Origin of the sequence: Streptomyces sp. NBC_00091, from assembly GCF_026343185.1 — a bacterium.
In the GTDB taxonomy this organism is placed as follows: domain Bacteria; phylum Actinomycetota; class Actinomycetes; order Streptomycetales; family Streptomycetaceae; genus Streptomyces.
In genome coordinates, this window is sequence record NZ_JAPEMA010000001.1 from 4,284,763 (window position 1) to 4,299,058 (window position 14,296).

Sequence of the window (14,296 nt, forward strand, 5' to 3'; positions counted from 1 at the left end):
CTCCCGTCACCTTCTCCGTCGCCGTCACGGACACCCCCCTGCTCCGTCGTTCGTCGCTCGTTCCTTTCAGGCTCGGGCGAGTTCAGGAGGGAGGAAAGTGACGAATGTCAGAGGTGTGCGGTGAGATCCGCTTGCTGTCCGTGGTCTCCGGAAACAATTCTGCAATCTCTTGCGCAAGGTCTTGCAACACTTCGGGGCGCCCCCTACGGTCGCGTGCAACCCCCCACACCTCTCCCGCCAGGAGGATCCCCACATGTCCCGATCCGCGCGCACCGGTAGATCCCTGCTGGCGGCGACGGCCTTTGCCGTCGCCGCCCTCGGCGCGCAGGCGCCGCACGCGCAGGCCGCCGCCCCGGGTGACAAGGACGTCACCGCCGTGCTGTTCGAGTGGAAGTTCGACTCTGTTGCCGCCGCCTGTACCGACAGCCTCGGGCCCGCCGGGTACGGGTACGTCCAGGTCTCGCCGCCGCAGGAGCATATCCAGGGGGCCCAGTGGTGGACCTCGTACCAGCCCGTCAGCTACAAGATCGCCGGGCGGCTCGGGGACCGGGCCGCCTTCAAGCGGATGGTGGACGCCTGTCACGCCGCCGGGGTGAAGGTCGTCGCCGATTCCGTCATCAATCACATGGCCGCGGGCGATGGGGTCGGAACGGGCGGTTCGGCGTATACGAAGTACAACTACCCGGGCATCTACTCCGGCTCCGACATGGACGACTGCCGGGCGACGATCTCCAACTACCAGGACCGCGGAAACGTGCAGAACTGCGAGCTCGTGCAGCTGGCGGACCTGGACACCGGTGAGGAGTACGTGCGCGGGCGGATCGCGGGATACCTCAACGACCTGCTTTCGCTGGGGGTCGACGGCTTCCGGGTCGACGCCGCCAAGCACATGCCCGCCGCGGACCTCGCCGACATCAAGTCCCGGTTGAGCAATCCGGGCGTGTACTGGAAGCAGGAGGCGATACACGGGGCCGGGGAGGCCGTCTCCCCGAGCGAGTACCTCGGCAGTGGGGACGTGCAGGAGTTCCGGTACGCCCGGGATCTGAAGAGGGTGTTCGAGGGCGAGAACCTCGCCTACCTGAAGAACTTCGGGGAGGCCTGGGGGTACATGCCCGGCGGGCAGGCCGGGGTGTTCGTCGACAACCACGACACCGAGCGCGTCGGCGACACCCTCACCTACAAGAGCGGCTCCGCCTACACCCTGGCCGGCGTCTTCATGCTGGCCTGGCCCTACGGCTCCCCGGACGTGCACTCCGGCTACGAGTGGACCGACAAGGACGCCGGGCCCCCGAACGGCGGTGCGGTGAGCGCCTGTTACGCCGACGGGTGGAAGTGCCAGCACGCCTGGCGGGAGATCTCCTCCATGGTGGGCTTCCGGAACGCCGCCCGGGGGCAGTCCGTGACCGACTGGTGGGACAACGGGGGCGACCAGATCGCCTTCGGGCGCGGCACCAAGGCGTACGTGGCGATCAACCACGAAGGGACGGCCCTGAGCCGCACCTTCCAGACCTCGCTGCCGGCCGGGAACTACTGCGACGTGCAGAGCGGTCGCGCCGTGACCGTGGACGGCGGCGGGCGCTTCACCGCCACCCTCGGCGCCGGGACCGCCCTCGCCCTGCACGTGAACGCCCGGACGTGTACGGGGACTCCTCCGGCGGCCGATGCCGGGGCCTCCTTCGCCGTGAACGCCACCACCGCCCCCGGCCAGAACATCCACGTCACCGGGGACCGCCCGGAGCTCGGCGCCTGGAACACCGCCGGCGCCCTCAAGCTCGACCCGGCCGCCTACCCCGTGTGGAAGCTCGACGTCACCCTCCCCGCCGGGACCTCCTTCTCCTACAAGTACGTCCGCAAGGACGCCTCCGGGAACGTCACCTGGGAGAGCGGGGCCAACCGCACCGCCACCGTCCCGGCCAACGGCCAGGTCACGCTCACCGACACCTGGCGCAACTGACCCCCCCCCAGCACATCGGACCAAGGAGAGATCCCCTTGATACGCCCCGCCGCAGGAGCCGTCGCCGCCGCACTGGCCGTGACGCTCCTGCCCGCCTTCCCCGCGGCTGCCGCCGCCGGGGCCCCGCCGCCGCCCTCGGACGCGAAACTGGCCGCCGAGCCCGCCCGACACGACCTGACCCGGGAGCAGTTCTACTTCGTGCTCCCGGACCGGTTCGCCAACGGCGACCCGCGCAACGACCGGGGCGGGCTGACCGGCAGCCGGCTGGAGACCGGCCTGGACCCGACGGACAAGGGCTTCTACCAGGGCGGGGACCTCAAGGGGCTCACCGACCGGCTCGACTACATCAAGGGGCTCGGCACCACGGCCATCTGGCTGGCGCCGATCTTCAAGAACCAGCCGGTGCAGGGCAAGGGGGCCGACGCGTCCGCCGGCTACCACGGCTACTGGATCACCGACTTCACCCAGGTCGACCCGCACTTCGGCACCAACGCCGACCTGGAACGGCTCATCGACAAGGCGCACGGGAAGGGGATGAAGGTCTTCTTCGACGTCATCACCAACCACACCGCCGACGTCGTCGACTACCGGGAGGGCTCGCACGACTACCTGTCGAAGGGGGCCTTCCCGTACCTGACGAAGGACGGGGTCCCCTTCGACGACTCCGCCTACGCGGCCGGGAAGGGGAAGTTCCCCGCGACCGGCCCCGGCACCTTCCCCCGCACCCCCTTCGTCCCGGACGCCAAGAAGGACCTCAAGGTCCCCGCCTGGCTCAACGACCCGGCGATGTACCACAACCGGGGCGACTCCACCTTCGCCGGAGAGTCCTCCCAGCAGGGCGACTTCTCCGGCCTGGACGACCTGTGGACCGAACGCCCCGAGGTCGTCAGCGGCATGGAGAAGATCTACGAGAAGTGGGTCCGGGAGTACGGGATCGACGGCTTCCGGATCGATACGGTCAAGCACGTCGACACCGGCTTCTGGACCCAGTGGGCCACCGCCCTCGACGCGTACGCGGCCAAGCGCGGCCGCAAGGACTTCTTCATGTTCGGCGAGGTCTACTCCGCCGACACCGCCGTCACCTCCCCATACGTGACCCGCGGCCGCCTCGACGCCACCCTCGACTTCCCGCTCCAGGACGCGATCCGCGCGTACGCCTCCCAGGGCGCGCCGGCCGGCCGGCTGGGCTCCGTACTCGCCGACGACTACCGGTACACCACCGACAAGGCCAACGCCTACGAGCAGGTGACCTTCCTCGGCAACCACGACATGGGCCGCTTCGCCTCCTTCCTGAAGCAGGACCGGCCGGGGGCGGGGGAGCAGGAGCTGCTCGACCGCTACCGGCTCGCCAACGAGCTGATGTTCCTCTCCCGCGGCAATCCGGTGATCTACTCCGGCGACGAGCAGGGATTCACGGGCGCGGGCGGCGACAAGGACGCCCGGCAGCCGCTGTTCGCCTCTCGGGTCGCCGACTACCTGGACGACGACCAGCTCGGAACGGTGCGCACACACGCGAGCGATGCCTACGATCCGGAGCACCCGCTCTACCAGCAGATCGGTGCTCTCTCCAAGCTGACGAAGGACCACCCGGCCCTGCGGGACGGCGTCCAGAGCGAACGTTTCTCCGACGGCTCCGTCTACGCCTTCGCCCGTACCGACGCCCGCAGCCGTACCGAGTACCTGGTCGCCGCCAACAACGGCGCCGCGCCCCGCACCGTGGAGATCGACGCCCCCGCCGGCGCCCGGTACCGCACCCTGTACGGAGCCACCGGCCCCGGAGGCACCCCCTACGCGGTCACCGGCCCGGTCACCGCCTCGGCGGCCGGCAAGCTCACCGTGAACCTGCCCGCCCTAGGCACGGTCGTCCTCCAGGCCACCGCCCCCCTGCCCGCCCCCGCCGCCAAGCCCGCCCTCACCCTGAAGGCCCCGGCCCCCGGCGCGACCGGCACCGTCGAGCTGTCCGCCGAGGTCACCGGCGGCGGCCCCGGCTCCCTGAACCGGGTCGTCTTCGCCGCGCAGACCGGCACCGGGAAGTGGCAGGTCCTCGGCTCCGCCGACCACGCCCCGTACAAGGTCACCCAGACCATCGACGCCACCACCTCCGCCGGTACGCCCCTGCGCTACAAGGCCGTCGCCGTCGACTCCGCCGGCCGCACCGCGAGCGCCCTCGCCGGGTCCGTCTCCGGCCAGGTCCCGCCCGTGCAGCCCCCCACCGCCACCCAGCGCGACTACGCGGTCGTCCACTACAACCGCCCCGACGGCGACTACACGAACTGGCGGCTGTACGCCTGGGGCGACCTCGCCGACGGCGAGGCCACTCCCTGGCCCGAGGGACACCCCTTCACCGGCCGCGACGCGTACGGCGCCTTCGCGTACGTCCGCCTCAAGCCCGGCGCCTCCTCCCTCGGCTACCTCGTCATCGACAAGGACGGCAACAAGGACGTCGCCGCCGACCGCACCCTCGACGTGACGAAGACCGGCGAGGTCTGGCTGGAGCAGGGCAAGGAGCCCGCCCGCACCGACCGCCCCGCCCACCCGCCCCAGGACCAGGCCAAGGCCGTCCTGCACTACCAGCGCCCCGACGGCTCCTACGACGGCTGGGGCCTGCACGTGTGGACCGGCGCCGCCAACCCCACCGACTGGTCCAGGCCGCTCCAGCCCGTCCGCACCGACTCCTACGGCGCCGTCTACGAGGTCCCCCTCGCCCCCGGCGCCACCAGCCTCAGCTACATCCTCCACAAGGGCGACGAGAAGGACCTCCCCTCCGACCAGTCCCTCGACCTGAAGGCCACCGGCCACGAGGTGTGGATGCTGGGCGGCCGCGAGAAGTACCTCCTCCCGCAGCCGGCCGGCTCCGCCGCCGCCCTGGACCTCGCCAAGGCCGAGGCCGTCTGGATCGACCGCGACACCCTCGCCTGGAACGCCCCCCAGACGGCCGCCTCGCTCCAGCTCCTCGCCTCCCGCGAAGGCCGGATCACCGCCGGCGACGGCATCCTGCGCGAAGGCGGCGCCCAGTGGCTGCGCCTGACCCGGTCCCAGCTCACCGCCGCCCAGAAGCAGAAGTTCCCGCACCTGGCGGCGTACACCGCCTTCACCGTCGACCCCCGCGACCGCGACCGGGTACGCGAAGCCCTGCGCGGCCAGCTCGTCGCGAGCGCCCGCGCCGCGAACGGGGCCGTCCTCGCCGCCACCGGCGTCCAGCTCGCCGGCGTACTCGACGACCTGTACGCCAACGACGCCGCCCTCGGCCCCGTCTTCAAGGACGGCCGCCCCACCCTCTCCGTCTGGGCCCCCACCGCCCAGCAGGTCTCCCTCGAGATCGACGGCCGCACCCACCCCATGCGCCGCGACGACACCACCGGCGTCTGGTCGCTGCGCGGCGAACGCTCCTGGACCGGCAAGCCCTACCGCTACGCCGTCACCGTCTGGGCCCCCAGCACCCGCCAGATCGTCCGCAACCTGGTCACCGACCCCTACTCCACCGCCCTGACCACCGACTCCACCCACAGCCTGGCCGTCGACCTGGCCGACCCGAAGCTCGCCCCGCCCGGCTGGAAGGAGCTGCGCAAGCCCGCGCCCGTCCCCTTCGCCGGCGCCCAGATCCAGGAGCTGCACATCCGCGACTTCTCCGTCGCGGACCGCACCAGCACGCACCCCGGCCAGTACCTGGCCTTCACCGACACCGGGTCGGCCGGCATGCGCCACCTGCGCGACCTGGCCGCCTCCGGCACCTCGTACGTCCACCTCCTGCCCGCCTTCGACATCGGCACCGTCCCGGAGAACCCCAAGGACCGCACCGAACCCGCCTGCGACCTGAAGGTCTACGCCCCCGACTCCGAGGAGCAGCAGGCCTGCGTGGCCGCCGCCGCGGCCAAGGACGCCTACAACTGGGGCTACGACCCGCTGCACTACACCGTCCCCGAGGGCTCCTACGCGAGCGACCCGAACGGCACCGCCCGCACCACCGAGTTCCGCAGGATGGTCCAGTCGCTGAACGGGGCCGGCCTGCGCACGGTCATGGACGTGGTCTACAACCACACCGTGGCCTCCGGGCAGTCGGACAAGTCGGTCCTGGACCGCATCGTCCCCGGCTACTACCAGCGCCTGCTCGCCGACGGCAGCGTCGCCAGCTCCACGTGCTGCGCCAACACCGCGCCCGAGAACGCCATGATGGGCCGCCTCGTCGTGGACTCCGTCGTCACCTGGGCCAAGGAGTACAAGGTCGACGGCTTCCGCTTCGACCTGATGGGCCACCACCCCAAGGCCAACATCCTCGCCGTCCGCAAGGCCCTCGACGAGCTGACCGTCGCCAAGGACGGGGTCGACGGCAAGCGCATCGTCCTCTACGGGGAGGGCTGGAACTTCGGGGAGGTCGCCGACGACGCCCGCTTCGTCCAGGCCACCCAGAAGAACATGGCCGGCACCGGCATCGCCACCTTCTCCGACCGCGCCCGCGACGCCGTGCGCGGCGGCGGCCCCTTCGACGAGGACCCCCGCGTCCAGGGCTTCGCCTCCGGCCTGTTCACCGCCCCCAACGGGTCCCCCGCCAACGGCACCCCGGCCGAGCAGCGCACCCGCCTGCTGCACGCCCAGGACCTGCTCAAGGTGGGCCTCTCCGGGAACCTCGCCTCGTACGCCTTCACGGACTCCGCGGGCCGCCGCACCAAGGGCTCCGAGGTGGACTACAACGGCGCCCCGGCGGGCTACGCGGCGGCCCCCGGCGACGCCCTCGCCTACGCCGACGCCCACGACAACGAGTCCCTGTACGACGCCCTGGCCTACAAGCTGCCGACCGGCACCCCCACCGCCGACCGGGCCCGCATGCAGGTCCTGGCCATGGCCACGGCCGCCCTCTCCCAGGGCCCGGCCCTGTCCCAGGCGGGCACCGACCTGCTCCGCTCGAAGTCGCTGGACCGCAACTCCTTCGACAGCGGCGACTGGTTCAACGCCCTGCACTGGGACTGCCGGGACGGCAACGGCTTCGGCCGGGGCCTGCCGCCCGCCGCCGACAACCGCGCCAAGTGGCCCTACGCCAAGCCCCTGCTCACCGGCCCGGCCCCCGGCTGCGCCGAGATCGACGGCGCCTCGGCCGCCTACCGCGACCTGCTGAGGATCCGTACGACGGAAGCCGCCTTCGCCCTCACCACGGCCGAGGCGGTCCAGGAACGCCTGTCCTTCCCGCTCTCGGGACGGGAGGAGACCCCGGGCGTGCTCACCATGGCCCTGGGCGACCTGGTGGTGGTCTTCAACGCCACCCCCACCGGCCAGGCGCAGCGCGTCCCCGCCCTCGCGGGCACCGGCTACGCCCTGCACCCCGTCCAGGCGGGGGGCTCGGACCCGGCGGTGAAGCGCTCGGCGTACGACCCGGCGACGGGGGAGTTCACCACCCCGGCGCGCACGGTCGCGGTGTTCAAGCGCGGCTGACCCCCACCCCGACGAACGCGGCGGTGCCGGAGCTCTTCCGGCACCGCCGCTGTCGTCGCCGACCGCCCCCGCCGTGCCTCAGACGGCGAGGCGCCGCTCCAGCAGGATCACCCCGTACACCCGGCCGTCCTTGCTCTGCTTCGAGGGGAACTCGCCGACCACCCGGTAGCCCGCGCCCTGGTAGTACGCCAGCAGCTTCGGGTTCGTGGCGACGCAGTCCAGCCGCGCCCGCTCCCGGCCCGTGCGGGCGATCCGGTGCTCGGCGTGCTCCAGGATCCGCAGCCCCGCCCCCGGGGGCGCGGCCTCGCGCTCCACCATCAGCCGGTGCACGTACCCCGCCACCGGCGGCTGGACGCCCCAGGCGTCCTCGTCGGACCACCAGAGTTCGTACGCCCCCACGATCCGCCCGTCGGCGTCCTCGGCGAGCCACACCTCGCCGTCGCGCATCCTCGCGCGGAAGTGCGCGACGTCCTTCTCACCCGGCTTCCACTGGTCGATCCCCTGCTGGCGCATCCACCGGGCGGCCTGGTCGTACAGCTTCACCAGCGTGCCGGCGTCCTTCTCCCCGGCCGCCCGGAACAACATCCCGTCGTCAATGATCACGCGGGCATTATCGCCAGCCGGGCCGCGGCGCAGGCCGCACGGCCGCAGTGCGTCCGCTCACTCGCCCGCGCGGGGCCCCGGAACCAGCGCCGCCAGCCGTCCGACCAGTTCCCCGAACGGCCCGTCGGCCGGCTCGTCGGCCAGGATCCGTACGAGGATCCCCGCCATCTCCGCGTCGTACGCCGCGCTCACCGCCGCCAGGGCCGCGAAGTCGTGGACCAGCTGGAGTTCCAGCTCGCCCCGGGGAATCCGCCGCCCGTCCAGCCACAGCAGGGCCGTGGACTCCGCCAGCGACACCCAGGACCGCACGACGAGTTCCAGCCGGGCCGGCGGGTCCTGCACGCCGATGTGGAAGAGGATCTGCTCGTACGCGGCCTGCCGGACCTCGTCGATCATCGCGTTGGTCCGGCTGCTGCCCGCCGCCGGGCCGCCCCGCATCAACGCCGAGAAACCGGGCCCGTGTTCGTCGACGAAGGCGAAGTACCGGCCCATCACCCGCAGCAGCCGGGCCCCCAGCGGGCCCTCCTGTGGTTCGAGGAACCGCTGCGCCAGTTCGTCGGCGGCCCGGCGCAGCGCGGCCTCGTACAGGCTCAGCTTGCCCGGGAAGTAGTGGTAGACGAGCGGCCGGGATATCCCGGCCGCCGCGGCGATCTCGTCGATCGACACGTCGTCGGGGGAGCGGTGGCTGAACAGCTCCAGGGCCACCCCGATCAGCTGCTGCCGCCGCTCCTCGACACCCATCCTGCGACGCACCCCGGTTGTCATGCCGACACCCTACTTCCCGTGCCGGGGTGGGCCGTACGGGGTGAAGGGCTGCCGCTACAGGTCCAGCGTGAGCCGCTCCGCGGCCGCGCGGGAGACGCACAGCAGCATCGAGTCCGCGCGCTCCCCGTCCGTGAGGAGTTCGTCGCGGTGGTCCACCGCGCCCGCCAGGACCCCCTGGCGGCAGGTGCCGCAGAAGCCCTGCCCGCAGGAGTACGGGGTGTTGGGCAGGGCCCGGCGCACCGCCGTCAGGGCGGACTCGTCCGCGGCGACCTCGACCGTCCGCCCCGTACGGGCGAGTTCGACCGTGAAGGCCCGCGCCTCGGCGGGCGCGGCGGCGGCGAACCGCTCCAGGCGGACCGCCCCCGGGTCCGGGACGGCCGCCGTGACCGCCCGCATCAGGGGTTCGGGGCCGCAGCAGTAGACCAGGGTGCCCGGCCGGATCCCGGACAGCGGGGCCAGGTCCGGCAGGCCCGCCTCGTCCTCGGCGGTGACCGTCACCCGGTCCCCGTAGGCGGCGAGTTCGGGCAGGAACGGCATCGAGGCCCGCGAACGGCCCCCGTACAGCAGGGTCCAGTCGGCGCCCGCCGCCGTCGCCGCCCGGAGCATGGGCAGGATCGGGGTGATCCCGATGCCGCCCGCGACGAAGGCGTACGAGGGCGCGGGCGCCAGCTCGAACCGGTTGCGCGGCGGGCGCAGTTCCAGCTCCGTACCCTCCACCAGCCGGGCGTGCGCCTCGCGGGAGCCGCCGCGGCCGTCCTCGACCAGCCGGACCGCGATCGTCCAGCGCCCGGCCTCGGCCGGGTCCCCGCACAGCGAGTACTGGCGGACCAGCCCCGAGGGCAGGGTCACGTCCACGTGCGCGCCCGGGGTCCAGGCGGGCAGCTCGTCCGACTCCAGCACCAGCCGCAGCACCCCCTCGGCCGGCTCCGTGCGCGAGACGACCACGGCGCGCAGCCGGCGCCGCGGCGAGTACCCCGACACCGGGTTCTCCAGCGCCGGGAGCGGCCACAGGGGGGAGCGGCCGATCCGCCTGAGCAGCGCGCGCCGGGTCAGTACGGCGGCCCCCGTCACCGCCGCCACGGCCAGGGCCCGCCTCACGGCCGCACCCCGCCGTTGGCGCCGGGGGAGGAGGCCAGGTAGGCCTGCGCCTGGGCGGTGGAGCCCTCCTGGGAGGGGTGGTAGGTGCGCGAGAGGTAGGTCGGGATGGACCGCGCCATCGCCCCCGCCGAGGGCAGGACCCCCTTGCGGCCGGCCCGCAGGAACTGCCCGTAGGAGGCCTTGGCGCCCGGCAGGGCGGGGTCGTTCTCCATGAAGAAGCGGGCGCCGCGCTGCCACAGGAAGAGCAGGGCGGCGAAGGCGCTGGCCCAGGTCCGGGCCCGGCGGCGGTAGTTGCCGTCCACGTGCATGAACAGGTCGAAGGCCACCGAGCGGTGCTCGACCTCCTCCGCGCCGTGCCAGCGCAGCAGGTCCAGCATCATCGGGTCGGCGCCGCGCCGGTCCAGCTCCTTCGCGTTGAGCACCCAGTCGCCCAGGAAGGCCGTGTAGTGCTCGATGGCCGCGATCATCGCGACCCGTTCCATCAGCCACCACTTGCGGGCCCGGCCCGGCGGCAGGGTCCGGTCGCCGAGCAGCTTCTCGAAGAGCCAGTCCACCTGTGCGGTGTAGGGGGTCGGGTCGAGGCCGAGGCGCTTGAGGTGGGGGAGTACCTCGTCGTGCGCGGCGGCGTGCATCGCCTCCTGCCCGATGAACCCGATGACGTCCGCCCGCAGCCGCTCGTCCGTGATGTACGGGAGCACCTGCTTGTAGACGTGGACGAACCAGCGCTCACCGGCGGGCAGCAGCAGGTGCAGCACGTTGATGGTGTGCCCGGCGAAGGGCTCGCCGGGCAGCCAGTGCAGGGGGGTGTCCTCCCAGGAGAAGGACACGTCGCGGGGCTCGAGGTCTATGTGTTCCGACGCCACGGGGGCGGGCGCGGGCGGCCTATTAGACATGGCGTCAATGTACTGATGGGTACCGGCGAGGAAAACCCCCTCGCACCGCCGAATCCCCACCGGCGCCGCCCCACCCACCCGAACCTAGCGGAGCGCCCCCGCCTTCGTGCCGTCCGTCAGTTTGCCCGAGAGGTCCACCTCCGCGCCCTCCGGCGCCTTCAGGGCCAGCCGGTTGCCGTTCGCGGTGCCGTTCACCCCGCCGCCCGACGCCGACAGCGAGGTGAACTGCGCGCTCCCCGCCGCCAGTACGTACCACTGCCCCGCGCGGGACTTCCACCGCACCCCGGCCAGCACCCGCGGCTCCCGGGGCCCGCACGCCGGGGACCCCTCCGCCCTGGCCGCCTGGGCCGCCAGCGGCGCGCCCGGGGCCAGGAACTGGGCCTGCACCCGGTCCGCCGTGCCCTGCCAGGTCTCCGCCCGGGTGCACAGCCAGGTCGCCGTCCCGTCGCCCTCGGGCAGCGGCTGCTTCGCGTACGTCCAGGCGTTGACCGCGCGCACCCCGTGCGAGCGGACCGAGGGCAGCAGGCACGCGGTCTTCGACCACTCCCCGAGCTCCGCCGCCTCCGTCACGTCCCGCGCGGCCCCCGGCGCGCCCGAGGTCAGCCGGGCCGGGGTGAGCTCGCCCAGGTCGGTCACCAGCCGGGTCGCGCCGTCGCCGGCCAGGGACAGCGCGTTCCAGCTGGAGCACTCCCCGCCCGGGGCGGGGCCCAGCACCGGCGGGGTCGTCCCGTCCGGGGTGAGCTTCAGCGCGGTCGGCTCCTCGCCGGGCTTGAGCAGGTCGCGCAGGGCGGCGCCGGTCACCCAGGGGGCCGTCAGATAGCGGACGTTGCCGTCGACCCGGCTCAGCACGAGCGCCGTCGCGGTGTCCGCCGAGGCCCCGTCCGTCCGGGCGAAGTCCAGGGCCGCGCCCGCCGTCCCGCGCAGGGGCTCGGCGTACCGGACCACGCGCAGCCCGTCGTACAGCAGCACCACCACGGCCTGGTCGACCGCACCCGCGAACAGCAGCTGCGGCGGCCCCATCGGCGGCCCGGACGGGGTGCCGGGGGTGGCCGAGACCCCCACCTCCTTGCCGGGCCGGGCCCACACCGCGAGCGCCCGGCGCAGCAGCTCCGTGTCCCCGACGCGGTCGCCGCGCGCCGGCCAGGCGGAGTAGTCCGTACGGGAGGACGTACGCCACACCGTGGGCGCGACCCGTACCAGCTGCCCCGGGTCCAGGGCCTGCTCCGCCGCCGCGTTGCGCGCGTACAGCGGGGCGGCGGGCCCGTCGGAGCCCCAGCCCCCGCCCGGCAGCGCCAGCAGCGTCCCGCACACCGCGAGGGCGGCCGCGGCGGCCAGCCCGGCCCGCGCGAGCCGGCGCCGCCGCAGCAGGTCGGTGGGCCGGGCCTGGAGCACGCACGGGTCGAACTCGGGGGAGGCGAACAGCCCGTCGTGCGCCGGGTCCCCGGACTCCGCGACCGCCGCCGCGGGATCGGCCACCCCGGCCTCGGTGAGCACCCGGAGCACGTCCGGCTCGGCCAGCCCCTCCAGCGCCCGCAGGACGCAGGCCGCGCGGCCGGGGCCGTTCAGGGTGGCCAGCCACTGGTCCAGGGCCAGCTCCTCGGCCCCGCCCGCGCGCGGGAACAGCCGCAGCCCCCACACCTGGGGAAGCAGCGCAGGCAGCTGCCCGCGCAGCGGGAGCGCCCGGAAGGTCAGCGGGATCCCCGCCTCCAGGGCGGAGCGCAGCACGCGCAGCCGGACGTACGGGTAACCGGACTCGGGCCCGCCCAGCCCGCCGCGCTGGGCCGGCACCCCGCCCTGCACGGCCGCGGGGTCGGTGCCCCGCCGTCCGCGCGGCAGCGCCCGCTGGGTCAGCGAATGGGCGGTGAGCACCCGGCGGTTGCGGCCCATGGCGGGCGGCAGCACCAGGTAGGCCAGGCGCACCAGCCGCGGGTAGTGCTCGACGATGGCGGCCTCGGCCTGCTCGACGTCGGGGGGCAGGGGGCGGGTGGCGGTATCCGGCGCAGTCACGTTCAGCAGAACGAGCGAATCGTCGGATGGTCACCCGCCTCCGCGCACACGTTCGGGCGAATTCTCAGGCGGCCAGACGGGCGCGCAGCGCCTCGACCGTCTCCTCGGAGACGCCCAGGCCCTCGTGCACGTACTTCTCCATCGAGCCGTAGCGCACGCGGACCTCGTCCAGGCCCGCCTCCAGGTAGGAGGGGAACACCCCGATCAGCGCCAGCGCGATGTCCGGGTCCCCGCCGGCGGCGGTGAAACCCTCGATCATCGGGGCGAAGGCCTGCTTCACCGCGGGATTCACCGACAGGTACTCGGCCATCAGGGTGTCCTCGTCGGCGCCGAGCAGCGAGAGGATCAGCGTCGCGCCCCAGCCCGTACGGTCCTTGCCGGCCGTGCAGTGGAAGAGCAGCGGGCCCGCCGCGGGGTCGGCGGCCTCGGTGAGCAGCGTGCGGTACGCGGCGTGCGCGGAGCCGGTGCTGACGAAGGAGCGGTACACGGATCCGAACAGGGCCTGGGCCTTCCCGCCGCCCAGGTGCTCCTCGGCCACCACCGGGTCGGACAGGAGGTCCTTGAGCTGGGCGGCGGCGGGCATCTCGGCCTCGCTCATCTTGTCGGCCAGCACGTCGCGCACCAGCAGCCGGACCCCGTCGGGTATCCGGTCGGGGTGGTCGGCCCGCTCGGCGTCGCTGCGCAGGTCGATGACGGTACGCAGCCCCAGCGCGGCCACCGCCGGGTCGGCGTCGGGGTCGAGCCGGTCGAGCGCGCCCGAGCGCAGGACGAGGCCGGAGCGGACGGTGCGGCCGCCGGTGAGCGGGATGCCACCGAGGTCGCGGAGGTTGGCGACGGTGGTGGAGGGAGTGGCGGTCATCGTGGCGGCTCCAGCGGGATGCTCGGGCTGAGATCGTGCAGGGGGTGGCTTACTCGTGTCATTCATGCCAACCCTTGCCATTCGAGGCAATTGGGTCAGGCAAGAGAGATTTTCCGATGTTTCGATCCGGAAAGACAATCGACGGCGAGGGAGAGCCCGATCCCCAGCCCCAGTGCCACGAGATGGCCGGCGTCGGTGAAGGTCCGCTCGCGCCGCAGCACCGGCCGCACCGCCAGGGCCAGCAGCCCCGCCCGGGCCGTGGTGCGCACCGCCCCGCGCGGCAGGGCCGAGGTCAGGGCGCCCAGGACGGCGTTGAACCCGTAGCTCGTGCCGACGTCCAGGGCCCGGCGGGTCTCGCGGTCGGCGGTGCGGCGCAGCACGCCGTAGACGAGGAGGGTCGCCGCGGCGTGCCCGAAGAGGAAGACGGCGGCCGTCCACCACGCCCCGTACGCGTACTCCGCGTAGCCCAGCACCGCGATCAGCAGCAGGGCGTACGGCAGCGGCATCGGCTCTTCGACGACCAGTGCGCTGCTCAGCAGCGTCTCCCAGCGGCCGGAGTCCAGGTTGTCGACATTCGTCGAGCAGCCGCGCAGCACCCGCTCCCGTTCGGCCGGAACCAGTCGTTCGAGGGCGTGGGCCCCGAGCTGGACTCCGACCGTGTAGACCGCGCCGAGCGGCAATGACCATGAACAT

9 protein-coding genes are annotated in these 14,296 nt (G+C 73.3%); 2 read left to right on the forward strand and 7 right to left on the reverse strand.

Annotated features, from left to right (window positions below; genetic code table 11):
• Nucleotides 1-253: 253 nt before the first annotated feature.
• Together OOK34_RS19795 and pulA are read left to right on the forward strand one after the other, a co-directional pair.
• Entirely contained in the window at nt 254-1,954 is a 1,701-nt protein-coding gene (locus tag OOK34_RS19795) for a carbohydrate-binding module family 20 domain-containing protein (protein WP_267035190.1), read from the forward strand.
• Between the two features lie 36 nt (nt 1,955-1,990).
• On the forward strand, nt 1,991-7,378 hold the full coding sequence (pulA, locus tag OOK34_RS19800) for a pullulanase-type alpha-1,6-glucosidase (RefSeq protein WP_267035191.1): 5,388 nt from the start codon (nt 1,991-1,993) through the stop codon (nt 7,376-7,378).
• A 78-nt stretch (nt 7,379-7,456) separates the two neighbouring features.
• Here pulA and OOK34_RS19805 read toward each other — a convergent pair whose 3' ends face one another.
• The 7 genes from OOK34_RS19805 to OOK34_RS19835 all read right to left on the reverse strand — a co-directional run bounded on the left by OOK34_RS19805 (nt 7,457) and on the right by OOK34_RS19835 (nt 14,283).
• A complete protein-coding gene (locus tag OOK34_RS19805; protein WP_267035192.1) occupies nt 7,457-7,981 on the reverse strand; it encodes a GNAT family N-acetyltransferase in 525 nt (174 codons plus the stop codon).
• A gap of 57 nt (nt 7,982-8,038) precedes the next feature.
• A complete protein-coding gene (locus OOK34_RS19810) occupies nt 8,039-8,746 on the reverse strand; it encodes a TetR/AcrR family transcriptional regulator (protein WP_267035193.1) in 708 nt (235 codons plus the stop codon).
• A gap of 54 nt (nt 8,747-8,800) precedes the next feature.
• Nucleotides 8,801-9,844, reverse strand: a complete 1,044-nt coding sequence (locus OOK34_RS19815) for a PDR/VanB family oxidoreductase (protein ID WP_267035194.1) — start codon at nt 9,842-9,844, stop codon at nt 8,801-8,803.
• A complete protein-coding gene (locus tag OOK34_RS19820; RefSeq protein WP_267035195.1) occupies nt 9,841-10,737 on the reverse strand; it encodes a metal-dependent hydrolase in 897 nt (298 codons plus the stop codon). The genes OOK34_RS19815 and OOK34_RS19820 overlap by 4 nt, the downstream gene beginning before the upstream one ends.
• 84 nt (nt 10,738-10,821) lie before the next feature.
• Complete coding sequence (locus OOK34_RS19825) at nt 10,822-12,744, reverse strand: hypothetical protein (RefSeq protein ID WP_267035196.1); 1,923 nt, start codon at nt 12,742-12,744, stop codon at nt 10,822-10,824.
• A 64-nt stretch (nt 12,745-12,808) separates the two neighbouring features.
• The gene (locus OOK34_RS19830; protein ID WP_267035197.1) at nt 12,809-13,603 is read right to left on the reverse strand and encodes a tyrosine-protein phosphatase; all 795 of its coding nucleotides are present in this window, start codon (nt 13,601-13,603) and stop codon (nt 12,809-12,811) included.
• A gap of 95 nt (nt 13,604-13,698) precedes the next feature.
• Nucleotides 13,699-14,283 (reverse strand): rhomboid-like protein, encoded by a 585-nt coding sequence (locus OOK34_RS19835; protein ID WP_267035198.1) that lies wholly within the window; start codon nt 14,281-14,283, stop codon nt 13,699-13,701.
• Nucleotides 14,284-14,296: the final 13 nt, after the last annotated feature.

Coding starts and splice junctions, on each gene's coding strand:
- OOK34_RS19795 (WP_267035190.1), top strand. CDS start 254: ATGTCCCGATCCGCGCGCACCGGTAGATCCCTGCTGGCGGCGACGGCC.
- OOK34_RS19810 (WP_267035193.1), bottom strand. CDS start 8,746: ATGACAACCGGGGTGCGTCGCAGGATGGGTGTCGAGGAGCGGCGGCAG.
- OOK34_RS19820 (WP_267035195.1), bottom strand. CDS start 10,737: ATGTCTAATAGGCCGCCCGCGCCCGCCCCCGTGGCGTCGGAACACATA.
- OOK34_RS19830 (WP_267035197.1), bottom strand. CDS start 13,603: ATGACCGCCACTCCCTCCACCACCGTCGCCAACCTCCGCGACCTCGGT.